Below are 24637 nucleotides of genomic sequence, written 5' to 3'. Positions count from 1 at the left end.
AACGCCTCAGTGATCGTGGTGCAGGTACGCCGCCTGCTTGGGCAGGCGCAGGCTGAACAGGAAGGCGATAGCCATCATTGCCGTCACGTACCAGTAGAAGGTGTTCTCCATGCCCAGGCTCTTCAAGCCCAAGGCCACGTACTCGGCGGAACCGCCGAACACCGCATTGGCCACCGCGTAGGCCAGGCCGACGCCAAGGGCACGCACTTGCGGCGGGAACATCTCGGCCTTCACCAGGCCGCTGATGGAGGTGTAGAAACTGACGATGCACAGTGCCAAGGTCACCAGCACGAAAGCCATGAACGGACTGCTTACGGTTTTGAGCGCCATCAGCAGCGGCACGGTGAACAGCGTACCCAACGCACCGAACCACAGCATCGAGTTACGTCGACCGATGCGGTCGGAGAGCATGCCGAACAGTGGCTGCAGGATCATGAATAGAAACAGCGCGCCGGTCATCACGAAGCTCGCGCTCTTGGCGTTCATGCCGGCCGTGTTGACCAGGTACTTCTGCATGTAGGTGGTGAAGGTGTAGAAGATCAGCGAACCACCCGCGGTGTAGCCCAGCACCGTGATGAACGCGGCGGTATGGTTGCGGAACAGCCCGGCGATGCTGCCGGCGTCCTTGTCCTGACGGGTTTCGGCGCTGCTGGTTTCCTTCAGCGAACGGCGCAGCATCAGCGAAATCAGCGCAGCGACGGCGCCGACCACGAAGGGAATGCGCCAGCCCCAGGCGCGCAGCTCTTCATCGCTGAGCAGTTGCTGCAGGATCACCACCACCAGCACCGCCAGCAATTGGCCGCCGATCAGGGTGACGTACTGGAACGAGGCGAAGAAGCCGCGTTGACCGCGCAGCGCCACCTCGCTCATGTAGGTCGCGGTGGTGCCGTACTCGCCGCCCACCGACAGGCCCTGCACCAAGCGGGCGAACAGCAGCAGCGCCGGGGCCCAGGCGCCGATGCTGGCGTAGGTCGGCAAACAGGCGATCAGCAGGGAACCGGCGCACATCATCAGCACCGAGATCATCAACGAATGCTTGCGTCCGTGACGGTCGGCCAGGCGACCGAAGATCCAGCCGCCGATCGGTCGCATCAGAAAGCCCGCCGCGAACACGCCGGCGGTGTTGAGCAGTTGAACGGTGGGATCGCCCGATGGGAAGAAGGCGGGGGCGAAATAGATGGCGCAGAAGGCGTAGACGTAGAAGTCGAACCATTCCACCAGATTGCCCGAGGAGGCACCGACGATAGCGAAGATGCGGCTTTTGCGCTCTGCGCCCGTGTAATGAACTGAGGTCATGGGTTGCTTGCTCCTGGAGGGATACCGTGAAGTCTAGACATACCCGGTAACAGTCTCGTTCCGCCTCGGGTCTGACCAGTGGCCATGCGTCGTATTGACCGGCCCCATCACGGTTGAATCCGCGATGAGGCCGACGCGCATCAGACCCGCTCGATCGCCAACGCCAGGCCTTGCCCCACGCCTACGCACATGGTCGCCAGGCCCTTGCGCCCGTCGCTCTTCTCCAATTGATGCAGCGCCGTCAGCACCAGACGCGCGCCGCTCATGCCCAGCGGATGACCCAGGGCGATGGCGCCGCCGTTGGGATTGACCTGCGGCGCATCGTCGGCCACACCAAGCTCGCGCAGCACCGCCAGTCCTTGGCTGGCGAACGCTTCGTTGAGCTCGATGACATCGAAGTCGGCCACGGCGATGCCCAGGCGCTCGCACAGCTTGCGCACCGCCGGCACCGGGCCGATGCCCATCACACGGGGCGCGACACCCGCACTGGCCATGCCCAGTACCCGGGCGCGCGGGGTGAGGCCATGTTTTTTCACCGCCTCGGCGGAGGCCAGAATCAATGCCGCTGCACCATCGTTGACCCCCGAGGCATTGCCGGCCGTGACGGTCTTGTCGGGCCCGTTGACCGGTTTGAGCCGGGCCAGCGCTTCCAAGGTGGTGTCAGGACGCACGTGCTCATCCTGCTCGACCCAGGTCTCACCCTTCTTGTGGGCGATGCGCACTGGCACGATCTCCTCAGCGAAGAAGCCGGCGGCTTGGGCGGCGGCCGCTTTCTGCTGGCTGCGCACAGCGAAGGCATCCTGGTCGGCGCGCGACACCTGATAGTCGTCGGCCACGTTATCGGCGGTCTCGGGCATGGCATCGACGCCGTACTGGCTTTTCATCAAGGGATTGACGAAACGCCAGCCGATGGTCGTGTCTTCCAGCTTCATGGCACGCGAATAGCCGCTTTCGGCCTTGCCCATGACGAACGGCGCGCGCGACATCGACTCCACGCCACCGGCAATGGCCAGCTCCATCTCACCGCTGGCGATAGCACGGAACGCCGTACCGACCGCGTCCATGCCCGAGGCACACAGGCGGTTGAGGGTGACACCGGGAACGTTCTCCGGCAGCCCGGCCAGCAGCAGCGCCATGCGTGCGACGTTGCGGTTGTCTTCGCCGGCCTGATTGGCACAGCCGAGGAACACTTCGTCGAGCTGCGCCCACTGCACCTGTGGATTGCGCTCGATCAGCGCCTTGAGCGGGACGGCCGCCAGGTCGTCGGCGCGAACGCTGGCCAGGGCGCCGCCGAAGCGGCCGATCGGCGTGCGGATGGCATCGCAGATGAATACCTCACGCATCAGGCTTCTCCTGCGCTTTGGCCGTGGGCGGCGGCGGTGCGTGCTTCCAGGTCGCGCAGCGCGGTCAGTTCGTGATCGCTCGGCGCTTGCGTGGTCTGCACGCTGTCGGCGAAACGGATGGCCCAGCCAGTGGCGGCGACGATCTGCTCGCGCGTCACGCCTGGATGAATCGAAGTCACCACGAACTCATGGCTGCCGGCTTCCGGCTCCATGATGCACAGGTCGGTAATGATCCCCACCGGGCCCTCGCCCGGCAGGCCCAGGCGCTTGCGCGAGTCGCCGCCTTCGCCATGGCCGACCGACGTCATGAAGTCGAGCTTGTCGACGAAGGCGCGCTTGGACTGCTTGAGAATGATCAGGACCTGCTTGGCGGAACCGGCGATCTCCGGCGCGCCGCCCGCGCCCGGCAGGCGGGTCTTGGGCGCATGGTAGTCGCCGACCACGGTGGTGTTGATATTGCCGAAGCGGTCGACCTGCGCGGCGCCGAGGAAGCCGACGTCGATGCGTCCGCCCTGCAGCCAGTAACGGAAGATCTCGCCGGTCGGCACCACGGTGTCGGCGGTCTCGGCCAGTTCACCGTCGCCGATCGACAGCGGCAACACGCTGGGCTTGGCGCCGATGGGGCCGGACTCGTAGATCAGCACGACGTCGGGGGAAGAGGTCAACCGTGCGAGGTTGGCGGCCTTGGACGGCAGGCCGATGCCGACAAAGCAGACCGCGCCGTTGCGCAGGCGTCGGGCGGCAGCCACGGTCATCATTTCCGAGGTGGAGTAGCTCATTGTGCGGCCTCCAGCGTGCGCTTGAATTCGGTGAAATCGGCGGTGCCGCGGATGTAGGTGTCGATCCAGGCGGTGAAGGCTTCGCGGTCGCGCGCGATCGGATCCCAGGCCTGGTAGAAGCGATTGTCACGCTCGTAGTAGCCGTGGGCGTAGGAGGGATGCGCACCGCCCGGCACCAGGCACACGGCGCTCAGGGCCCAGGTCGGCAGCACGCAGGCGTTCATCGGTGCCTGCAGGTCGTCGACGATCTCCTCGACGGTGACGATGCAGCGCTTGGCCGCCAGCGCGGCTTCCTTCTGCACGCCGAGGATGCCCCACAGCAAGACGTTGCCCTTGCGGTCGGCTTTTTGCGCATGGATCACCGTGACGTCCGGGCGCACCGAAGGCACGGCCGCCAGTACTTCGCCGGTGAACGGGCAGGTGACTGACTGGATCAGCGGGTTGACCTTCGGCAGGTCGGAGCCGGCGTACGCGCGCAGCACCGCGAACGGCAGGCCGGAGGCCCCGGCGACGTAGGCATTGGCCAGGTCAGCGTGGCTGTGCTCTTCGATTTCGAGGGCGTGCGGCCATTGCTTCTCGACCGCGTCGCGCAGGCGGTGGAGCGAGCCGACACCGGGGTTACCGCCCCAGGAGAAGATCAACTTGCGGGCGCAGCCAGCGCCGATCAGTTGGTCGTAGATCAGGTCTGGGGTCATGCGCACCAGGGTCAGGTCACGCTTGCCCTGGCGAATGATCTCGTGGCCGGCGGCGGTGGGAATCAGGTGGGTGAAACCTTCGAGGGCAACACAGTCGCCGTCGTTGACGAATTGCTTCACGGCGTCGTGAAGCGAGAGGATTGCTGCCATTGCAGACTCCTGGTCAGGCTGAGTCGAGTACGGGTGCAGCGGGGCTGCGATGGGTTCAGAGTAAGGAGGCTGGTGGAGCGCTACAATCCGATAATCGACCTTTTGGGCGGTTATCGAACGCTTTGAGTGGTGAGTCCGTGCTATCGATGCAGGCCCGTGTCGAGGGTAAGACGGCGCGCTCACCCTCGGCCGGCGCCATGGATCACGTCGCGTCGGCGTGACTCACCAGTCCTTTCACGATCACGCCCACGGCCGCCAACGCAGCAGGCACCAGCAAGGCGGTGAGCACCTGCTCGAAGGTCCAGCCGAGCCCCAGCAAGGTCGCGCCGCTCCAGGCACCGAGAATCGCACCGAAGCGACCGATACCCAGCATCCACGACACGCCCGTGGCGCGCCCCTGGGTCGGATAGAAGCGCGCCGCCAGAGACGGCATGGCCGACTGTGCACCGTTCACGCACATGCCTGCCACCAGCACCAGCACGGCCAGCAAGGTGATGTTGCCCAGGCTCTGGCCGACGGCGTAGGCGAAGATCCCGGCCAGCAGGTAGAACAAGCCGATCACCTTGTGCGGATTGAAGCGGTCCATCGCCCAACCCACGGCGACCGCGCTGAGCACACCACCGAACTGGAACAACGCGCCGATGAACGCGGCCTGCTCCATGCTCGCGCCGCTGTCGCGCATCAGCGTCGGCAGCCAACTGGTCAGCAGGTAGACGATCACCAGGCCCATGAAGTAGGTCAGCCACAGCAGCACCGTGCCCAGCCCATAGGTGCCGGAGAAAATCACCGCGAAGACGTTGCGCGTGGCCACGGCCTTTTGCTCCGGTACGCTGAAGCTCGCCGCTTGTGCCACCACGGCCGGGGCAATCGGCGCCAGGGTGCGGCGTACCTTGTCGGTCCCGCGATTGCGCACCACCAGAAAGCGCGCCGACTCCGGCAGCCACACCAGCAACACCCCGGCAAGCAACAGCGGCAGCACGCCGCCGAGCACCAGCAGGCTGTGCCAGCCGTAGGCCGGGATCAGCTTGGCAGAGACGAAGCCACCGCCAGCCATGCCCAGGTTGAAGCCGCAGAACATGCTGGTGACCAGCAACGACTTCAGGCGCTCAGGGGTGTACTCGGACAACAGCGTGGTGGCATTGGGCATGCCGGCGCCCAGGCCCAAGCCGGTGAGAAAGCGCAGCACCAGCAACTGGTCGACGTTGGTGGCGTAGGCCGAGGCCAAGCTGAAGCCGCCAAAGACCAAAACAGCGCCTACCAGCACACCCTTGCGGCCGAAGCGATCAGCCAGCGGCCCCGAGCCCAGCGCACCGAAGACCATACCGATCAGTGCCGCGCTCATCACCGGGCCCAGACTGCCCCGGTCGATACCCCACTCCTGGGACAACGCCGGGGCGATGAAGCCCATGGCGGCGGTATCCAGTCCATCGAGGAAGACGATGAGGAAACACAGGATCACCACCCGCCACTGATAACGCGACAGCGGCTGGGCATTGATGAAGGACTGGACGTCGAGGCATTGGCCGACGGCGGATTGCGGTGTGGTCATAGTGGTTATCCAGAAGAGGGGCGCAAGTACACCGCTGCGCCAGGCAAGGCACAGGGCTGGTGGAACCGGGTACGGGCGTTGCGATCAACTGGGTCGGCGGGCAACTGCGCCAGGCAGCGAGGGGACAATGGTCATGGAGGTCTCTCGTGTTGTTATTGTGCGGTCGGCGCTGCCGACCGTTGCGAGAAACAGTAATCAGCGCCAGACGAGGGCGCAATCGCTGCACAGCGACATTGTGCGTTTATCGAACAGGAACTGCTGCGTTGGTCATTCAACCGAGCAACTGATGGCAGAGGTCGCGACTGGCCGCCAGCAGGATCGGCAGAAAGCGCTGCTCCAGCTCGTTACGAGTAACCCGGCCGACATGGGTGCTGACGTTCAGCGCCGCCAGCACCTGCCCGGACGCGTCGTAGATGGGCACGGCGATCGAACGCAGGCCCTGCTCCAGTTCCTGATCGACCACGCACCAGCCTTGGGCGCGGACCTGTTGGATGCAGGCGAACAGCGACTCCGGGTCGTTCAGCGTACGGGTGGTACGGGCCTTGAGGTCGGCACGCTCGAAATACTCGCGAAGGCTGGTGTCGTCCAACGCGGCGAGGAGGATACGACCCATCGAGGTGCAGTAGGCCGGCAGACGACCACCGACCGAGAGGTCGACCGATATCAGACGCTCCACCGTCGCCGAGCGGGCGATATAGAGAATATCGTCGCCTTCGAGCGTGGCCATGTTCGCCGCTTCGTGAAGCTGCTCGCTGATGCGGTCCAGATAGGGTTGGGCAGAAACGGCCAGGGGCGTGGAGGACAAATAGGCATGGCCGAGTGTCAGCACCTTGGGCAGTAGCGAATACGTACGCCCGTCGGAGGTGGCATAACCCAGTTTCATCAGGGTATGCAGGCAACGGCGCACAGCGGCGCGGGGAATTTCTGTGCGGTGGCTGATCTGCGCGATGGTCAGGTGGCGCTTGCGCTCCTGAAACGCCTGGATGACCGCCAGACCGCGCGCCAGCGAGGTCATGAAGTCGGGATCACCCGTGAATGCCTGGATACGTTTGGCCGGGGACGCCACGATGGGCGGAGCCAGCGCGGGAGCCACTGGCGGCAGTGGATCGCTGGGCGGAAAAGACGGGGTTTCATCGTTCATCGGCAGACCTCAAAAAAACGGCGCTTTGTGCGATTATCGAACAAACGGCCGATAATCGCAATTGACCGCCGACACGTTTGCTTATACCTTTCCAGTGCCCTTGTGGCTTCTTTGGAGAGACTGGTCAGGTACCCACCGTTGAAGACTCGAGGCAGCGGCCTTGCCCCACGGCGAGGCCGTTTTTATTTGCGCGACTCAGCGCGCGAACTTTTCCAAGATGTCTTCCTCAAACTTTCCAACACCCGCGTGCCTTGGCCGATGCGTTAGTTCGACGTACTTCACAGCCTCCGGCAAGTTCACCAGGAACTGCGTGTGCGGGCGTGGAGCACTGGTTATACTCCGCGGCGCCGGCCCTACCCGGTGTTGAACATGGAACCCAAAGCCTTTCGCAGCCACAGCGCTCGCCCCGGGCTATTTCAACTTAATTCAGGTCGATACTGTGACGAAAGATGAACTGCGCGCCGAACTCGAGCGCCAGGCAGAACGTTACAAGGATGTTTATGGTGGCGAAGTCACCACCTATGCTGCCCAACCGGAACCGGAACGCAAACCTTGGCGCAAACGTGCCAGCTTGCTGGACCAGGCATTTTCCGAAGAACTGGAAAAGATGGAAAAGGAACTGCGTCCAGTTGAACCGGAGCGTTGATCCTGCGCTCACCGGACGTCTGTTTTTTACGGAAGCTGACGTCCGGTGAGGCAATTCAAATGGCTCAGAAATACGTGCACATAAATTTCATACGACCGTTTTAAACGATAGATACCCTCCGGTGCTTGAGCGTTACCCTCCGATTCGCTGGATTTTGCGCTTTTTAGCGCAGTCGCCAGGGATTGATACGCATCAACGCTTTTCCGGATTCGACGGTTAAATCGTCCCGCCAGCGCGTCGAGGGTGCATCGATTGCCATGGTTTTCTGGCATAATCCGCCCCCCTACGACCGCCAGACAACCTTCATGATCGATTTATTCAGCGGACTGGATGCCTGGGTAGCCGTGAGCCTGGTGCTCGCCCTTACCTTCGTGCTTGCCTTCGAGTTCATCAATGGCTTTCATGACACCGCCAACGCGGTGGCCACCGTCATCTACACCAAAGCCATGCCGCCGCACCTGGCCGTGTTCTTCTCGGGTGTCTTCAACTTCCTCGGCGTTTTGCTCGGCGGTGTCGGGGTGGCCTATGCCATCGTCCACCTGCTGCCGGTCGAACTGCTGATCAACGTCAATACCGGGCACGGACTGGCGATGGTGTTCTCGTTGCTCGCAGCCGCCATCACCTGGAACCTGGGCACCTGGTACTTCGGTATCCCGGCTTCCAGTTCCCATACCTTGATCGGCTCAATCCTCGGTGTGGGCCTGGCCAACGCGCTGCTCAACGACATCGCGCTGGGCGATGGTGTCAATTGGCAGAAGGCGATCGACATCGGCCTGTCGCTGGTGGTTTCGCCGATCGCTGGCTTCGCCATCGCCGCCCTGGTGCTGATCGGCCTGAAGTGGTGGCGCCCGCTGTCGAAGATGCACAAGACCCCGGACCAGCGCCGCAAGCTCGACGACAAGAAGCACCCGCCTTTCTGGAATCGCCTGGTGCTGGTGATCTCGGCCATGGGCGTGAGCTTCGTGCACGGCTCGAATGATGGCCAGAAAGGCATCGGCCTGATCATGCTGGTACTGATCGGCATCGTGCCGGCCAAGTTCGTCCTCGACCTGAACAGCACCACCTACCAGATCGAACGCACCCGCGACGCGACCCTGCACATGAGCCAGTTCTACCAGCGCAATGCCGCCACCCTCGGTGAGTTCCTGGCGTTGGGCAAGGCCAAGTCGACCGATCTGCCGGAGCAATTCAGTTGCAACCCGCAGCAGACCGAGCCGACCATCGCGGCGCTGCAGACTTCGCTGCAAGGCGTGACCGACTACCGCGACCTGAGCGCCGAGCGCCGGGTCGAGGTGCGCCGTTACCTGCTGTGCCTGGACGACACAGCGAAGAAGGTCGGCAAGCTGCCGGGCCTGGACAGCCGCGAGAAGTCCGATCTGGACAAGCTGCGCAAGGACCTCACCGCCACCACCGAGTACGCGCCGTTCTGGGTGATCGTCGCGGTGGCGCTGGCATTGGGCCTGGGCACCATGGTCGGCTGGCGCCGCGTGGTGCTCACCGTCGGCGAGAAGATCGGCAAGCAAGGCATGACCTATGCCCAGGGCATGTCGGCGCAGATCACGGCGGCCTGCGCCATCGGCATGGCCAACGTGTTCAGCCTGCCGGTGTCGACCACCCATGTGTTGTCCTCGGGTGTCGCCGGCACCATGGTCGCCAACAAGAGCGGCCTGCAGAGCAGCACGGTGAAGACCATCCTGATGGCCTGGGTGCTCACCCTGCCCGCCTCCATGGGACTGGCCGCCGGCCTGTTCTGGCTGGCGTCCAAGGCCATCGGCTGAAGCGTATTGCGATAGGAACGGCGCCCGGCCGTTCCTATCGTCTGCTCAACGCTTCTTGCCGCCCAACAACGACCCCATCAACCCCCGCACCAACTGCCGACCCAACTGGTTGGCGGCTTGGCGTACCGCCGATTTGATCGCCTGCCCCGCTGCGCCCTGCAGAAACTCCCCGGCCTTGTCGGCGAAGCTCTCCTGCTCGGCCTGGGGCTGTGGTGCCGGCTCGACCGGCTCACCCTTGCGCTGGGTGAGCCGTTCATAGGCCGACTCGCGATCGATCGGCTGGTCATAGCGCCCGGCCAAGGGCGAAGCGGCGATCAGCGCGCTGCGTTCGGCCGCCGTCAGCGGCCCGATGCGCGATTGCGGCGGGGCCACCCGCACACGCTGCACCAACTCAGGCGTGCCCTTGTCCTGCAGCGTGCCCACCAAGGCCTCGCCAATGCCCAACTCGGTCAACACCGCCAAGGTGTCGAACGCCGGGTTCGGGCGAAAACCCTCGGCCACGGCGCGCAGCGCCTTCTGCTCGCGAACGGTGAAGGCCCGCAGCCCGTGCTGGATACGCAAGCCCAGCTGGGCGAGCACCGCATCCGGCAGATCGCTCGGTGACTGGGTAACGAAGTACACCCCGACGCCTTTCGAGCGGATCAGCCGCACCACTTGTTCCAGCCGGTCCTGCAAGGCCTTGGGCGTGCCGTTGAACAGCAGGTGCGCTTCGTCGAAGAACAGCGCCAGCACCGGTTTGTCCGCGTCGCCGCGCTCTGGCAGTTGCTCAAACAGTTCCGCCAGTAACCACAATAGGAAGGTCGCATAGACCTTGGGCGCTTCGTGCACCAGGCGACTGGCGTCGAGCAGGTGAATGCGCCCGCGACCGTCGGCATCGACCCGCAACAGGTCCTCCAACTGCAGAGCCGGTTCGCCGAACAAGGCCTCGGCGCCCTGCTGCTCCAGGGTTGCCAGGCGCCGCAGCAACGCCTGGGTGGAGCCTGTGGTCATCAACGCCCGGTCATCGCCAAGCAGTTGCGGGTTGTCCCTCAGGTGCGCGAGCAGCGCCTTGAGGTCCTTGAGGTCGAGCAGCAGCAAACCTTCTCGATCGGCGACCTTGAACGCGGCATACAGCGCCGCTTGCTGGCTGTCGGTGAGCTCCAGCAGGTTGCCCAGCAGCAACGGCCCCATTTCGCTCAAGGTAGTGCGCAGTGGATGACCGCTTTGCCCGGCGATGTCCCACAGCGTCACCGAATAAGCCCGCGGTTGGTGCTGCAGCCATGGCATGTCGGCGATACGCTCGGCCACCTTGCCCGCAGGCGCACCGGCAGCGCCCAGCCCACACAGATCACCTTTGATGTCGGCGGCGAAGACCGCCACCCCGGCATCGCTGAACACCTCGGCCAGGCGCTGCAGCGTGACCGTCTTGCCCGTGCCGGTGGCCCCGGCGACCAGGCCGTGACGGTTGGCCAGACGCATGGCCTGGCCAACGGGCAGGCCGTCAAGACCGGCACCTACAACGATTTGCGAAGAATCTGACATCTTCTTTCTTCCTCTTCTCAAGCTTTGCCCCAAGGCGGCCGATAGCCAGAGGCGTTAATGGCCCAACTGCAGGAAGCAACCCACCAGGCCCGCAAAATTGTTGCGCTGTTCTTTCTGCTGCTGTGCGTTGTGCGAGCGACCCGATAAACCTTAGCGGACCGGATTACGTCATGAACAAAAGCCTTCGTTTCAGCCACAAGATTCTCTTGGCGGCGTCCCTTATCGTGATACTGGCCTTCGCGCTGTTCACTCTGTACAACGATTACCTCCAGCGTAATGCCATTCGCGAAGACCTGGAGAACTACCTGACGGAAATGGGTCAGTCCACCTCGACCAACATCCGCAGCCTGTTCGAAGGGCGTATCCGCCTGGTAGAGAACCTGGCGCAGAACATTGCCCAGAGCCCCAGCGACGCCGAAACCCTGATGGGTCAAAAAGCCCTGATCTCCAGCTTCCTCACGGTTTACCTGGGCAAGGTCGACGGCGGCTTCAGCGTGCGCCCCGACAGCAAGATGCCGGACGGATACGATCCGCGCGTGCGCGGCTGGTACAAGGACGGCATGAATGCCGGCGGCCCGATCCTCACCGAACCCTACATCGACGCCACCACCGGCAAGATGGTGATCGGCGTAATCGACAAAGTCTCCACCAGCGTCGGCGTGGTCGGCGGCGACCTGGCGCTCGATGGTCTGGTGCAGATCATCAACTCGCTGAACTTCGGCGGCCTGGGCTATGCCTTCCTGGTCAACGACCAGGGCAAGATCCTGGTGCATCCTGACAACGCCCTGGTGATGAAGCCGCTGACCGAAGCGTTCCCGCAAAACACCCCGAAACTGACCGGCAAACTCACACAAGTCGAGGTCGACGGCCACCAGCGCCTCATTACCTTCACCCCGATCCAGGGTCTGCCGTCGGCCAACTGGTACATCGGCCTGTCGGTGGATAAAGACAAAGCCTTCAGCATGCTCAGCACCTTCCGCACTTCTGCGGTGATCGCCACCGTGGTGGCGGTGGTGATCATCATCGCCCTGCTCGGCCTGCTGATCCGCGTCCTCATGCAGCCGCTGATGACCATGACCCGCGCTATGGAAGACATCGCCGAGGGTGAAGGCGATCTGACCAAACGCCTGACGATCCATAATCACGACGAATTCGGCGTGCTGGGCAGTGCCTTCAACCGCTTCGTCGAACGCGTGCATGGCTCGATCCGCGAAGTGTCGTCGGCCACAGAGCAGGTCAACGAGGTGGCCATGCGGGTGATCAGCGCCTCCAACTCGTCGATGCACAACAGCGACGAGCAGGCCAACCGCACCAACAGCGTGGCCGCCGCCATCAATGAACTGGGCGCCGCGGCCCAGGAAATCGCCGGCAACGCCGCCCAGGCCTCGCAGCATGCCAGCTCGGCACGGCTGCTGGCCGAAGAAGGTCAGCAGGTGGTGGAGCGCAACATCCAGGCGATGAATCGCCTGTCGGACCTGATCGTCAGTTCCAGCGCCAACATCGAAACCCTCAACGACAAGACCGTGAACATCGGTCAGATCCTCGAAGTCATCACCAGCATCTCCCAGCAGACCAACCTCCTGGCACTGAACGCCGCGATCGAAGCGGCACGCGCGGGCGAAGCGGGACGAGGGTTCGCCGTGGTCGCCGACGAAGTGCGCAACCTCGCCCACCGCACCCAGGAATCGGCGCAGCAGGTGCAGTCGATGATCGAAGAGCTGCAAGTCGGCGCCCGCACTTCAGTGGAGACCATGGACCAGAGCCAGCGCCACAGCCAGGACAGCATGCAGATCGCCAACCAGGCCGGTGAGCGCCTGGGCAGCGTGACCCAGCGCATCGGCGAGATCGACGGCATGAACCAGTCGGTCGCCACCGCCACCGAGGAACAAACTTCCGTGGTGGAGTCGATCAACATGGATATCAACGAAATCAACATGCTCAATCAGGAAGGCGTGGAAAACCTGCAGGCTACCTTGCGTGCCTGCTCCGACCTTGAGCAGCAGACCGTCCGCCTCAAGCAGCTGGTCGGCAGCTTCCGCATCTGATCCGCCACTCGCCGCGCTGTCTGCGACACCCGTCGCAGGCAGCGCAGCGTGCCCCACCCCGATCGAACGAACCCGGCCCAGCCAAGGTCAATCGTTAGGCGCGTCACCCCCGGCCTGTTACCGCCGGATGACAGACCCGAAGACGATCCCGGAGGGATGCTGATCGTGCACATCGCTGACATCACCATGTTCTATGCCCCCGCCAGCGGCGGCGTACGGACCTATCTTGATGCCAAACACCACCGTCTGGATGCCATGGCCGGCGTGCGTCACAGTCTCCTCATTCCCGGGGCCCACGCCCGCCATGCCGACGGCATCTATCACGTGCCGGCGCCGCCGCTGCCGTTCGGCAAGGGCTACCGTTTCCCCGTGCGTCTGGCGCCCTGGTGCAATGTGCTGCGGCGCTTGCAGCCAGACCTGATCGAAGTCGGCGATCCCTACCTCACCGCCTGGGCGGCGCTGGAGGCGCGGCGGCAGTTGGATGTGCCGGTGATCGGCTTCTACCATTCCGACCTGCCACTGTTGGTCAGCAACCGCATGGGCAACTGGTTCACCCCCAACGTCGAGGCCTATGTCAGCAAGCTGTATGGCAACTTTGATCGGGTGTTGGCGCCCAGTCAGGTGATGGCCGACAAGCTGCGCCGTCTTGGCGTACGCGAAGTGCATGTGCAGCCACTGGGTGTCGATCTGCAGACGTTCCATCCGAGCAAACACGACGATCAGGTTCGCGCCGAACTGGGCTTGCCCGATACCACGCGCTTGCTGGTGTTCGCGGGTCGCGGTTCGCGGGAAAAAAACCTGCCGGTGCTGCTCGAGTGCATGCGCCAACTCGGCAGCCCCTATCATCTGTTGCTGGTGGGCTCGGGCATGCCGGCCAGCGTGCCGGAGAATGTCAGTGTGATCGACCACTTCTGCCCGGCCGATGAAGTCGCGCGCCTGCTCGCCAGCGCCGACGTGCTGGTGCATGCCGGCGACCAGGAAACCTTCGGTCTGGTGATTCTCGAGGCCATGGCCAGCGCTACGCCCGTGGTGGCGGTGCGCGCGGGTGCGTTCGGCGAAATCGTCACCGACCAGTGCGGCCGCCTGTGCCGCCCAAACGATGCCCGCGCCATGGCCGATGCCGTGCGTGAAACCTTCGAGGGGGACGTGGGCGCCCTGGGCGCGCAGGCCCGGCGCCATGTGGAGCAGCACTATGCCTGGGACTGCGTGGTCGATGGCCTGTTGCAGCACTACCAGGCGGTGCTCGGTCACCAACCCCAGGTGCGTGCCCATGCGTGACGCCCACACCTCTGCGCGCAGCCTCATGCTGGTGCTGCACGACGTCGCCCCGGAAACCTGGCCGGACTACCAGCCCTTCGTCGAGGCCATCGACGCCCTGGGCGAGGTGCCCATGACCTGGTTGGTGGTGCCGGACTTCCATCACCGCAATGCCCTGCATCGCTCACCGACCTTTTGTCGCTTGCTCGACCGTCGCCTGGCACGCGGTGACGAGCTGGCGCTGCACGGTTTCTACCACGCCGATGACGGCCCCGCACCGCGCGGGCCAGGCGAATTCTTCATGCGCAGGATCTACACCCATGAAGGTGAGTTCTATGCGCTGGAGCAGCAAGAGGCGATGCAGCGCCTGGAGGCAGGCCTGGAGTTGTTCACGGCCTTGGGCTGGCCGGTGTCCGGCTTCGTCGCCCCGGCCTGGCTGATGAGCGAAGGCACGCGCCAGGCCGTGCGCCAGTTGCCCCTGCGCTACACCAGTACCCCGCAGCATCTGTACAGCCTGCCGGATTTCACCGCGATCGAAGCACCGGGCCTGGTCTGGAGTGCGCGCAGTGCCTGGCGCCGGGGTCTGTCGCGAGTGCTTTGCGACTGGCAGGTGCGGCGTTGGCACAAGGCCGAGACACTGCGCCTGGGCCTGCATCCAGTGGACATGCGCCACGCCAGTTCGCGCGACTACTGGCTGCGCACCGTGCACGAGCTGGTCGAGCAAGGGCGCCAACCTTTGACCAAATCCGCCTGGCTGGAGCGCAGGTTGTCTGCATGAACCGCCTGCTCTGGCTAGGCCTGGCGTTGCTGGTGGCTGTGCTGGTGCCCGCTTGGCTTGGCGGCGGCGAGCTGTTGCCGCGCCTGCAGCGATTCGATCCCGGACTGATGACGACCCTGCTGGGCATGATCGTGCTGTGCTGGATCATCAACGCGGCGCGCCTGCGCCTGCTGCTCGGCCAGCAAGGCGCGCAACTGGGCCGACTGCGCAGCCTGGGCGTGGTGATGGCCACGGAATTTGCCATCTGCACCACCCCCGGCGGCAGCGGTGGCCCGCTCACCTTGATGACCCTGCTGGCGCGCGAGCGCATCGGTGCGGCGCGCAGTGGCGCGGTGTTCGCCATGGATCAATTGAATGACCTGCTGTTCTTCTTCTGCGCCATGCTGGCCATCGCCGGCTATGCCCTGTCCCACAGCCTTGGGCGTAGCCAGGAAGGCATGCTGCTGGGCAGCGCGGCCTTGCTGTGCGTGGCGTTGGCGGTGATCGTGCTGCTGTCGCGCTATCGCCGCGCGATGATGCGCGTTAACGGGCGTCTGCTGCGGCGTCTGGGCGTTTCGGCAGCGCGGCTGCGGCGCTGGGCGCGCAAACTGTTGCATTTCGTCCACGCGCTGATCGACACCTGGCGCCTGCCCAAGCGCATCCTGGTGCTGGTCTTCGCGCTCACCTGCGTGCACTGGAGCCTGCGCTACAGCGTGCTGTATCTGGTGCTAAAGGGACTGGGTGTGGACCTGGCGTGGATTCCGAGCTTTCTGGTGCAGATGCTCTCGCTCAGCGCCGGTCAATTCAGCCTGCTGCCAGGCGGTGCGGGGGCCGCCGAGCTGACCTCGGCCACCCTGCTGTCACCGCTGGTGGGCAGCTCGACTGCGGCGGCGGCGATCCTGATCTGGCGCGCCATCACCTACTACTTCTACCTACTGGCCGGGGGACCGGTGTTCGTCTGCCTGCTGGCGCGTCCGCTGCTGGAGCGCTGGCGTCGTCAGGCCGGTTGAGCTGCGCCCAGAGCTGGGCGGCGCCCTCGAACGCCGTGCCGAGCTCATCGCTCAGCGCATCGGGGTCATAGCGGGCCAGACAGCCTTCGCCAAGGGTTGGCGTGGGCTGAGCAGCGGCTTTGTCACGCGGATCGGCCATCGACGCCCCTTTTGTCTAAGTCAGTCGAACACCACGGTCTTGTTGCCATGGACCAGCACGCGGTCTTCCAGGTGGTAGCGCAGGCCACGGGCCAGCACCATTTTCTCCACGTCACGGCCGAAGCGAACCATGTCCTCGATGCTGTCGGCGTGATTCACCCGCACCACGTCCTGCTCGATGATGGGACCGGCGTCCAGCTCTTCGGTCACGTAGTGGCACGTGGCGCCGATCAGCTTGACCCCGCGCAGGGCCGCCTGATGATAAGGCTTGGCGCCGACGAACGATGGCAGGAAGCTGTGGTGGATGTTGATGACCCGCTGCGCGTAGTCCTGGCAAAGTTGCGGCGGCAGGATCTGCATGTAGCGCGCCAGCACCACCACGTCGGCACCGTACTCGGCGACCAGACGCGACACTTCGGCGAAGGCCGGTGCCTTGTCCTTCGGATCGACCGGCACGTGATGGAATGGAATGCCATGCCACTCGACCATGCTGCGCAGGTCGTCGTGGTTGGAAATCACGCAGGGAATGTCGCAGTCCAGCTCATCGGTGTGCCAGCGGTGCAGCAAATCAGCCAGGCAGTGGGACTCGCGGCTGGCCATCAGCACCACGCGCTTCTTCTGCGCCGAATCGGTGATGTGCCACGCCATGGAGAATTCGTCGGCAATCGGCGCGAAGGCTTCGCGGAAGGCTTCCAGGCCGAACGGCAAGGATTCGGCGCGGATTTCATGGCGCATGAAGAACCAGCCGCTCTGCTCGTCGGAATGGTGGCTGGCTTCGGTGATCCAGCCGTTGTACAGGGCCAGGAAGTTACTGACCTTTGCCACGATGCCGACACGGTCGGGGCAGGCAATCGTCAGGCGATAGGTGCGCATCAATGAAAACTCCGAATACTTCGCAAAGGCGCATATTCTAGCCACCTGCCGAGAAAAACGCAGTAGTCATCGACGGGTCGGTCGCCGCTGGGGTAGCGCTTGATGCAGTGTCGACGCGCGACCCTGCGCAGAGAAAAAGGCGCAGCATTACCCGGTTAAATTTTCTTAATCTTCACCGTGTTAATTGTTGCTTCAACACATTTCAACATGTCCACTGATTATTACTTGTTTACTTGCGAGTATCGCCTGTCTATTATTGGCGCACTGTCTCCCTGTACATTTACCAAGGAACACCCCATGTCCCTGATCAACGAATACCGCGCCACTGAAGAAGCCATCAAGGAACTTCAAGCTCGTCTGGCCAACCTGTCGCAAGATGACAAGCTGAAAAAAGAGCTGGAATTCGAAGGCAAACTGCGCACGCTGATGGGCGAATACTCCAAGTCGCTGCGTGACGTCATTGCCCTGCTCGACCCAGAGTCCAAACTGAGCAAAGCCCCACGCGGCGCGGTCAAGACCACCGGCACCAAGCGTGCACGCAAGGTCAAGCAGTACAAGAACCCGCACAATGGCGAAGTCATCGAAACCAAAGGTGGCAACCACAAGACCCTGAAAGAGTGGAAAGCCAAATGGGGCGGTGATGTGGTCGAAGGTTGGTCCACGTTGCTGGACTGATCCTGCAGTTGCTGATCCCGTACAAAAAACGCCAGCGCATTGCTGGCGTTTTTTATTGTCTATCACTCTGTCAGGCTGTAGTCCGAACGCAATTGCCGCGCATGCACCAGCCACGCCTCGAGCACCGCGCGTCCACCCTCGCCAGCCCCCTCCATGTGCGCTCCCGCCGCCTGCTCGAAAGCCTTCAACGTGTTGGGTGCACCCAATCCGGGATCCATCAGGCGTTGCTGACAGAAATGTTGCCAGCGCTGCTGCTCCTGCGCACTCAGTGTCTCGTTGAAGTTGCGCGCCCGATAACGGAACAGCAATTCAGGCAGGCGCTGATCGTCGAACATCCACTGCCCGTCGGCCAAGTGTCGCGGCTCACTGAGTCGAACTTGCTCGCACAGGCGTCGATCACGGTCGCCAATAAATCCGTCATACAGTTGTTGTTCGGGATCTTCGCTCGGGGCAAATTCCTCGGCGCCGTAGATCTCCCCAAGCTTGTCTTGCCACGCCCCCTGCTGCTGAATCAATCGTTCGGCGCGCTCGTTCACGTGCGACATATCCAGGCCTAACCGTTGTTGATCGACCGGGCGTAACACACTCAAAGGTGCCACCACTGGGCACTTATTGATGTGCACCAACTTCAGCGGAACGGGTAGTTCTCCGTCAGCCATTTCGTCGCGACGCCGGTACAAACGGCGACGCAATGCTTCGGCACTTTCCCCTATCAAAGGCAGGGTTTCCATGTGCAGGTCGCATACTATCAGGGCATTACGGTTGCGCGGATGCCAAGCCAACGGTAATACCACGCCCAAATAACTGCGTTCGCTGGAAAAGCGACCCGAAATATGCACCAGGGGTTGCAGCAGATGAATTTGCTCCATCACCTTGTGCTTGCTACGCAACTGGAACAGCCAGTCGTAAAGCCTGGGCTGTCGTTCACGCACTCTTCGCGCCAAGGCGATGGTAGCCCGCACATCGGACAGCGCCTCATGGGCCTGACCATGTTCGATGCCATTGGCCTGGCTAAGCAACTCCAGGCGCAAGCTGGTGCGGCCGTCCTGCTGTGGCCAGACGATGCCCTCCGGGCGCAAGGCATACGCGGTGCGCAGCACGTCGATCAGGTCCCAGCGGCTGTTGCCGCCCTGCCACTCGCGCGCATAAGGATCGAAGAAATTGCGGTACAGGCTGTAACGGGTCACTTCGTCGTCGAAGCGCAAGGTGTTGTAACCGGCGCCACAGGTGCCCGGGCGCGCCAACTGGGCGTGCACGCGGGTCATGAAATCCGCTTCGCACAGGCCTTTTTCGGCCAACTGTCGCGGGGTGATGCCCGTGACCAGGCAGGCCGCCGGATGCGGCAGGATGTCGTCGGAGGGACGGCAATACAGGTTGACCGGTTCCTCGATCTCGTTCAGGTCGAAGTCGGTGCGCACGCCGGCGACCTGCAGCGGTCGATCGCAGCGCGGGTTGATGCCGGTGGTTTCGTAATCGTGCCAGAAGATGCTGGAGCTCACGGTGTCGTCCTGTACAAAGTTCGCGGACGAGTCTACCGGACGAACAACCTCACGCCGACTCGTTGAGCGGCCTGAAGCTGAAGAACTCGCGCAGCGAGCGCACGAACTCGTCGTACTCGCGCGGCGCCTGCAACAGCATGAAGCCTGCATCGTAATAGCCGGGGGTCTGATCCTCGCGGCTCCACAGGCAACTGGCGGTCAGGTTGATGAACTGGTGACCGCCCCCTGCAAGCGGCACGCGCAGTTGCAGCTCGAAATCCGGGCCGACCATGATGGGCAGTTGGCTGATCACCATGACGCCATGCTCGGAGGCGTTGCCCAGAAAACCGATCTCCTGATCGGTGAACCGGTTGAACACTCTGAGCACGTAGGGCAGTTGGTGTCGATCGATCTGTCGTTCGGTGAACATGATTCTCCGTACCTTCCAAATGAGCAGGTACCGTCGGCGCGTTGAAGGTACTGTAGAGCCTAGCTCAGCCTGCGGCGCAGGCACGTTGAAATCATCGGTCGAGGCAATCAGCGCCAGGGCGCGGCGGGTGCCGCGTGTATGACAGCCGCTTCGCCACGCAGATGGCCAAGCTGCTGCAACGTCTGCAGACGCGCCTGGGCGCGATAGGCGTACTCGTTCTGCGGGTAGCGCTGGATCAGGAACTGATAGGTCTGCGCCGCATCGACGTAGAGTTTCTGCCGCTCCAGACACTGCCCACGCAGCATCGCCACTTCGGGGTGAATGAACGGCCGCGCCCGGCTGGTGCGGTCGACCTGCGACAGCTCCAGCATCACACGTTGGCAGTCGCCGCGGTCATAGGCCCGGTAGGCATTGTTCAGATGGTGGTCCATGGACCAACGGGTGCAGCCAACGACACTGGCCGCCATGACTAAAACGATCAGGGCTCGCATGGGAATCTCCTTTGCTGCACAGCCTATCGGCCGCGTCCAAGGATTCTTCAGCCGCAAGCGACAAGCTGCAAGCTGCAAACAAAACCAGCCCCCGCCGCCACCCGCGCTTTTTCTTGTAGCTTGCCACTTGTAGCTTGCAGCTTTTCCCCCCGCCTCCTGAGTGACTACAGCCAAATTCAGGAGTAGCCTTTCGCTGCGCTTCACTATAGGAGTCTGTGCATGACCATCCGCCGTACCAAAATCGTCGCCACCCTGGGCCCCGCCAGCAACTCGCCCGAAGTGATCGAACAACTGATCCTCGCTGGCCTGGACGTGGCACGTCTGAACTTTTCCCATGGCACTCCGGACGAGCACAAGGCCCGCGCCCGGCTGATCCGTGACATCGCCGCCAAGAATGGCCGCCATGTCGCGCTGCTCGGTGACCTGCAAGGCCCGAAGATCCGTATCGCCAAGTTCAGCAACAAGCGCATCGAACTGAAGATCGGTGACACCTTCACCTTCTCCACCGCTCACCCGCTCACCGAAGGCAACCAGGACATCGTCGGCATCGACTACCCCGACCTGGTCAAGGACTGCGGCGTGGGTGACGAGCTGCTGCTCGACGACGGCCGTGTGGTCATGCGCGTCGAAACCGCCACTGCCGATGCCCTGCATTGCGTGGTGATCGTCGGCGGTCCGCTGTCCGACCACAAAGGCATCAACCGCAAAGGTGGCGGCCTGACCGCTCCGGCGCTGACCGAGAAAGACAAGGCCGACATCAAGCTGGCCGCCGAAATGGACCTGGACTATCTGGCCGTGTCCTTCCCGCGCGATGCCAAGGACATGGAATACGCCCGCAAGCTGCGTGATGAATCCGGCGGCAGCGCTTGGCTGGTGGCCAAGATCGAACGCGCCGAAGCCGTGGCCAACGACGAAACCCTCGACGGCCTGATCGCCGCCTCCGACGCGGTGATGGTCGCCCGTGGCGACCTGGGCGTGGAAATCGGCGACGCCGAGCTGATCGGTATCCAGAAGAAGATCATCCAGCACGCCCGCCGCAACAACAAAGCGGTGATCGTCGCGACCCAGATGATGGAGTCGATGATCCAGAACCCGATGCCGACCCGTGCCGAAGTGTCCGACGTGGCCAACGCCGTGCTGGACAACACCGATGCGGTGATGCTGTCGGCCGAGAGCGCCGCCGGTGCCTACCCGATCGAAGCCGTGCAAGCCATGGCGCGCATTTGCCTGGGCGCCGAAAAGCACCCGACCAACCAGCGCTCCAGCCATCGCCTGCACACCACGTTCGAGCGCTGTGACGAGAGCATCGCCCTGGCGGCCATGTACACCGCCAACCACTTCCCGGGCGTGAAGGCGATCATCGCCCTCACCGAAAGTGGCTACACCCCGCTGATCATGTCGCGCCTGCGCTCGCACGTGCCGGTGTTCGCCATGTCGCCGCACCGCGCCACCCAGGCCCGCGTCTCGATGTTCCGCGGCGTCTACCCGATCGCCTTCGATCCGGCTTCGCAGCCGGCCGACAAGGTCAGCCAGGCAGCGGTCGACGAGTTGCTCAAGCGTGGGCTGGTCGAGCAAGGTGACTGGGTGATCCTGACCAAAGGCGACAGCTACCACACCATCGGCGGCACCAACGGCATGAAGATCCTGCACGTCGGTGATCCGCTGGTCGGCTGACCCTCAGCCCGAGGCGCTCTTACGGCCCATCGCGAGTAACGCCGCGATGGGCCGTAAGGCGCACCATCCCTTCAAGCCCTCTCGCTGAACACTTCGGCCAGCACCTGGTTCCTCGGCACCCCGGCCAGGAACAGCCGACGCGCCACCTGCTCCACCCACTGCGGCGAACCACACACCAGCGCCACCGTCTGGCGCGACGACACCTGAAACCCCGCCAGCGCCTGCTCCGCACCTTCTCGGCTCACCTGCTCGACACGCACCCGCTCCCCAGCCAATGCCTGCAATGCCTCGGCCAGGTAAGGTGTGCGGGCCACATGCAGGATCCTGATCGGCCCCTCATGCCCCTGACGCAGTGCTTCGCGCAGGATGCTCCACAACGGCGCCAGTCCCGTTCCCGCCGCCAGCAGCCACAACGGCCGCGTCTGCCAGTCTGGATCGTACTGCAGCGCGCCACCGCTCAATGCGCCCAATGCCAATGCATCCCCCACCTTCAGGCCCCGCGCCTGATCGCAGAACGCACCGGGTCGGCGGCAGTCGATGTGGAACTCGAGCAAGGCGTCTTCGCCTGGCAGGCTCGCCAGCGAATAGGGCCGCGCCACCGGGCCCAACCACAGCAGCAGATGCTGGCCGGCGCGGTAACGCAGCGCGCGTGCCGGACGCAGGTGCAGGCGCAGCACATCACCCAGCCAGTGCACCGCGCTCACTTCAGCCGGCACGCCATCGGTCTGCGGGTCGAACACCGCCACTCGAAGGTCGCCCGTCACCTGACACTGACAGGCCAGGCGCCAGCCCTGCTCACGGGCGTCCGTGCTCAGCGCCTCGGGCCGCGCATCGTCGGGCAGCCCGTCCAGGCAGCGCACCAGGCACGCCTGGCAACTGCCGGCGCGGCAGCTATAGGGCACGTTCAAGCCGGCGCCGTTGAGGGCGTCGAGCAGGTTGCTGCCGGAGGGCACCGCCCAGCAGCGGTGGCCCACGCAGAGTTCGGGCATTCGGGGTTTCTCCGCCGATTGAGTGGTCATCGTCGCGCCATAGGAGCGCCCGGATGACGCTGTTCGTGTAAGAGCGGCCTGGTATCGCGACACCGCGGCAACGATTCTAAGCCCCTCGCCTGCTTGGCGCTGCAAAACTGCGGCCAGCATCCGACCGACCTTGGTCCAGCGCGCGTGCAGGTGTACCGCGCCAGGATGCGCGCTATACTGCCGCGCCCTTTTTGCGCCGGCCTGACCTGCCGGCGCGCCTTGCAAGGTGATTCGACGCGCTGGTCGGCGGTGTCGAGGCCTTTACGAATGTTCCCGTCTTCAAGAGGAGCGCGCAGCATGACCGTGATCAAGCAAGACGACCTGATTCAGAGCGTGGCCGACGCCCTGCAATTCATCTCGTACTACCACCCCGTCGATTTCATCCAGGCGATGCACGAGGCCTACCTGCGCGAAGAGTCGCCAGCAGCCCGCGACTCGATCGCCCAGATTCTGATCAACTCGCGCATGTGCGCCACCGGCCACCGGCCGATCTGCCAAGACACCGGCATCGTCACCGTGTTCGTGCGCGTGGGCATGGACGTACGCTGGGACGGCGCGACCCTGAGCCTGGACGACATGATCAACGAAGGCGTGCGCCGCGCCTACAACCTGCCGGAGAACGTCCTGCGCGCCTCGATCCTGGCCGACCCGGCGGGCGCGCGCAAGAACACCAAGGACAACACCCCGGCAGTGATCCACTACTCCATCGTGCCCGGCGACAAAGTCGAAGTGGACGTGGCCGCCAAAGGCGGCGGCTCGGAGAACAAGTCGAAGATGGCCATGCTCAACCCGTCCGACTCGATCGTCGACTGGGTGCTCAAGACCGTGCCGACCATGGGCGCTGGCTGGTGCCCGCCCGGCATGCTCGGCATCGGCATCGGCGGCACCGCCGAGAAAGCCGCGGTGATGGCCAAGGAAGTGTTGATGGAATCCATCGACATCCACGAATTGAAAGCCCGTGGCCCGCAGAACCGCATCGAAGAGATCCGCCTGGAGCTGTTCGAGAAGGTCAACCAACTGGGCATCGGCGCCCAGGGCCTGGGCGGCCTGACCACCGTGCTCGACGTCAAGATCATGGACTACCCGACCCATGCCGCCTCCCTGCCGGTGTGCATGATCCCCAACTGCGCGGCCACCCGTCACGCCCACTTCGTGCTCGATGGCTCCGGCCCTGCGGAACTCGAAGCGCCGTCGCTGGACGCCTACCCGGAAATCGTCTGGGAAGCGGGTCCGAGCGCGCGCCGGGTCAACCTCGACGACATAACCCCGGAAGAAGTCGCCAGCTGGAAGCCAGGCGAGACTGTCCTGCTCAACGGCAAGATGCTCACCGGCCGCGACGCCGCGCACAAGCGCATGGTCGAGATGCTCAACCGTGGCGAACAACTGCCGGTGGACCTGAAAGGCCGCTTCATCTACTACGTGGGTCCGGTCGATCCGGTCGGTGACGAAGTGGTCGGCCCAGCCGGCCCTACCACTGCCACGCGCATGGACAAGTTCACCCGCCAGATCCTCGAACAGACCGGTCTGCTGGGCATGATCGGCAAGTCCGAGCGTGGCCCGACCGCCATCGAGGCGATCAAGGACAACAAGGCCGTGTACCTGATGGCCGTCGGCGGCGCGGCCTACCTGGTGGCCCAGGCGATTCGCAAGTCGAAGGTCCTGGCGTTCGCCGAGCTGGGCATGGAAGCGATCTACGAGTTCGAGGTCAAGGACATGCCGGTCACCGTGGCGGTGGACAGCAACGGCGAGTCGGTGCACATCACCGGTCCCGCCTTGTGGCAGAGCAAGATCGCCCAGAGCCTGGCGGTGGAAGTGAAGTAACCTACGTCCAGCGCTACAAGAAACGCCCGGCTCGCCGGGCGTTTTCGGTGATGCCCACCTGTGCTGAATTA

The 24637-nt window shown here is 63.8% G+C and carries 21 protein-coding genes; 9 read left to right on the top strand and 12 right to left on the bottom strand.

Annotation, left to right across the window (positions count from 1 at the left end; all coding sequences use genetic code 11):
* Positions 1-6: 6 nt before the first annotated feature.
* From GKC70_RS05705 to pcaR, 6 genes are all read right to left on the bottom strand, one after another.
* Positions 7-1296: an MFS family transporter gene (locus GKC70_RS05705; protein WP_342650709.1), complete on the bottom strand. Its 1290-nt coding sequence runs from the start codon at positions 1294-1296 to the stop codon at positions 7-9.
* 140 nt (positions 1297-1436) lie between these two features.
* Entirely contained in the window at positions 1437-2642 is a 1206-nt protein-coding gene (pcaF, locus tag GKC70_RS05700; protein WP_317871727.1) for a 3-oxoadipyl-CoA thiolase, read from the bottom strand.
* On the bottom strand, positions 2639-3418 hold the full coding sequence (locus GKC70_RS05695; RefSeq protein ID WP_342650708.1) for a CoA-transferase subunit beta: 780 nt from the start codon (positions 3416-3418) through the stop codon (positions 2639-2641). Before GKC70_RS05695 ends, pcaF begins: the two co-directional genes overlap by 4 nt.
* Complete coding sequence (locus GKC70_RS05690; protein WP_039579687.1) at positions 3415-4263, bottom strand: CoA transferase subunit A; 849 nt, start codon at positions 4261-4263, stop codon at positions 3415-3417. The genes GKC70_RS05695 and GKC70_RS05690 overlap by 4 nt, the downstream gene beginning before the upstream one ends.
* Positions 4264-4465: 202 nt before the next feature.
* Positions 4466-5812 (bottom strand): MFS transporter, encoded by a 1347-nt coding sequence (locus GKC70_RS05685; RefSeq protein WP_342650707.1) that lies wholly within the window; start codon positions 5810-5812, stop codon positions 4466-4468.
* Between the two features lie 271 nt (positions 5813-6083).
* Positions 6084-6953, bottom strand: coding sequence for a pca regulon transcriptional regulator PcaR (gene pcaR, locus GKC70_RS05680; RefSeq protein WP_342650706.1), 870 nt, complete (start codon positions 6951-6953; stop codon positions 6084-6086).
* A gap of 439 nt (positions 6954-7392) precedes the next feature.
* On the opposite strand from pcaR, the gene GKC70_RS05675 reads away from it, so the two are divergent.
* Positions 7393-7599 (top strand): hypothetical protein, encoded by a 207-nt coding sequence (locus GKC70_RS05675; protein ID WP_029613952.1) that lies wholly within the window; start codon positions 7393-7395, stop codon positions 7597-7599.
* A gap of 305 nt (positions 7600-7904) precedes the next feature.
* A complete protein-coding gene (locus GKC70_RS05670) occupies positions 7905-9377 on the top strand; it encodes an inorganic phosphate transporter (RefSeq protein WP_029613953.1) in 1473 nt (490 codons plus the stop codon).
* Positions 9378-9422: 45 nt separating this feature from the next.
* Here GKC70_RS05670 and GKC70_RS05665 read toward each other — a convergent pair whose 3' ends face one another.
* Entirely contained in the window at positions 9423-10898 is a 1476-nt protein-coding gene (locus GKC70_RS05665; RefSeq protein WP_342650705.1) for a helicase HerA-like domain-containing protein, read from the bottom strand.
* A gap of 170 nt (positions 10899-11068) precedes the next feature.
* Between GKC70_RS05665 and GKC70_RS05660 the strand changes: the two genes are divergently transcribed.
* The 4 genes from GKC70_RS05660 to GKC70_RS05645 all read left to right on the top strand — a co-directional run bounded on the left by GKC70_RS05660 (position 11069) and on the right by GKC70_RS05645 (position 15967).
* Positions 11069-12943: a methyl-accepting chemotaxis protein gene (locus tag GKC70_RS05660; RefSeq protein ID WP_342650704.1), complete on the top strand. Its 1875-nt coding sequence runs from the start codon at positions 11069-11071 to the stop codon at positions 12941-12943.
* Positions 12944-13099: 156 nt separating this feature from the next.
* Positions 13100-14221, top strand: coding sequence for a glycosyltransferase family 1 protein (locus GKC70_RS05655; protein ID WP_342650703.1), 1122 nt, complete (start codon positions 13100-13102; stop codon positions 14219-14221).
* The gene (locus tag GKC70_RS05650; protein WP_342650702.1) at positions 14214-14978 is read left to right on the top strand and encodes a DUF2334 domain-containing protein; all 765 of its coding nucleotides are present in this window, start codon (positions 14214-14216) and stop codon (positions 14976-14978) included. The genes GKC70_RS05655 and GKC70_RS05650 overlap by 8 nt, the downstream gene beginning before the upstream one ends.
* Positions 14975-15967 carry a lysylphosphatidylglycerol synthase transmembrane domain-containing protein gene (locus tag GKC70_RS05645; RefSeq protein ID WP_342650701.1) on the top strand — a complete coding sequence of 331 codons (993 nt, stop codon included), beginning with the start codon at positions 14975-14977 and terminating at the stop codon, positions 15965-15967. The genes GKC70_RS05650 and GKC70_RS05645 overlap by 4 nt, the downstream gene beginning before the upstream one ends.
* 159 nt (positions 15968-16126) lie before the next feature.
* Here the strand turns inward: GKC70_RS05645 and purU are convergent, their stop codons facing one another.
* A complete protein-coding gene (gene purU / locus GKC70_RS05640; protein ID WP_039579703.1) occupies positions 16127-16978 on the bottom strand; it encodes a formyltetrahydrofolate deformylase in 852 nt (283 codons plus the stop codon).
* A 297-nt stretch (positions 16979-17275) separates the two neighbouring features.
* Here purU and mvaT point away from each other — a divergent pair, with 297 nt between their 5' ends.
* The gene (gene mvaT / locus GKC70_RS05635; protein WP_029613774.1) at positions 17276-17653 is read left to right on the top strand and encodes a histone-like nucleoid-structuring protein MvaT; all 378 of its coding nucleotides are present in this window, start codon (positions 17276-17278) and stop codon (positions 17651-17653) included.
* Positions 17654-17715: 62 nt separating this feature from the next.
* On the opposite strand, the gene sbcB is transcribed toward mvaT, so the two are convergent.
* The 3 genes from sbcB to GKC70_RS05620 all read right to left on the bottom strand — a co-directional run bounded on the left by sbcB (position 17716) and on the right by GKC70_RS05620 (position 20052).
* Positions 17716-19152 carry an exodeoxyribonuclease I gene (sbcB, locus tag GKC70_RS05630; RefSeq protein ID WP_342650700.1) on the bottom strand — a complete coding sequence of 479 codons (1437 nt, stop codon included), beginning with the start codon at positions 19150-19152 and terminating at the stop codon, positions 17716-17718.
* Between the two features lie 49 nt (positions 19153-19201).
* Complete coding sequence (locus tag GKC70_RS05625; RefSeq protein WP_029613776.1) at positions 19202-19561, bottom strand: PilZ domain-containing protein; 360 nt, start codon at positions 19559-19561, stop codon at positions 19202-19204.
* A gap of 107 nt (positions 19562-19668) precedes the next feature.
* A complete protein-coding gene (locus GKC70_RS05620) occupies positions 19669-20052 on the bottom strand; it encodes a tetratricopeptide repeat protein (protein WP_342650699.1) in 384 nt (127 codons plus the stop codon).
* Between the two features lie 219 nt (positions 20053-20271).
* Between GKC70_RS05620 and pyk the strand changes: the two genes are divergently transcribed.
* Positions 20272-21726 (top strand): pyruvate kinase, encoded by a 1455-nt coding sequence (gene pyk / locus GKC70_RS05615; RefSeq protein ID WP_039579708.1) that lies wholly within the window; start codon positions 20272-20274, stop codon positions 21724-21726.
* 71 nt (positions 21727-21797) lie between these two features.
* Here the strand turns inward: pyk and GKC70_RS05610 are convergent, their stop codons facing one another.
* The gene (locus GKC70_RS05610; protein WP_295485597.1) at positions 21798-22715 is read right to left on the bottom strand and encodes an iron-sulfur-binding ferredoxin reductase; all 918 of its coding nucleotides are present in this window, start codon (positions 22713-22715) and stop codon (positions 21798-21800) included.
* A gap of 327 nt (positions 22716-23042) precedes the next feature.
* On the opposite strand from GKC70_RS05610, the gene GKC70_RS05605 reads away from it, so the two are divergent.
* On the top strand, positions 23043-24566 hold the full coding sequence (locus GKC70_RS05605) for a fumarate hydratase (RefSeq protein WP_295485595.1): 1524 nt from the start codon (positions 23043-23045) through the stop codon (positions 24564-24566).
* Positions 24567-24637: the final 71 nt, after the last annotated feature.

The sequence above is a fragment of the Pseudomonas sp. REB1044 genome, assembly GCF_038813925.1.
GTDB lineage: Bacteria > Pseudomonadota > Gammaproteobacteria > Pseudomonadales > Pseudomonadaceae > Aquipseudomonas > Aquipseudomonas boreofloridensis.
The sequence above is the reverse complement of the archived record's forward strand: the minus strand, read 5'-3'. Positions and strand labels throughout refer to the sequence as shown.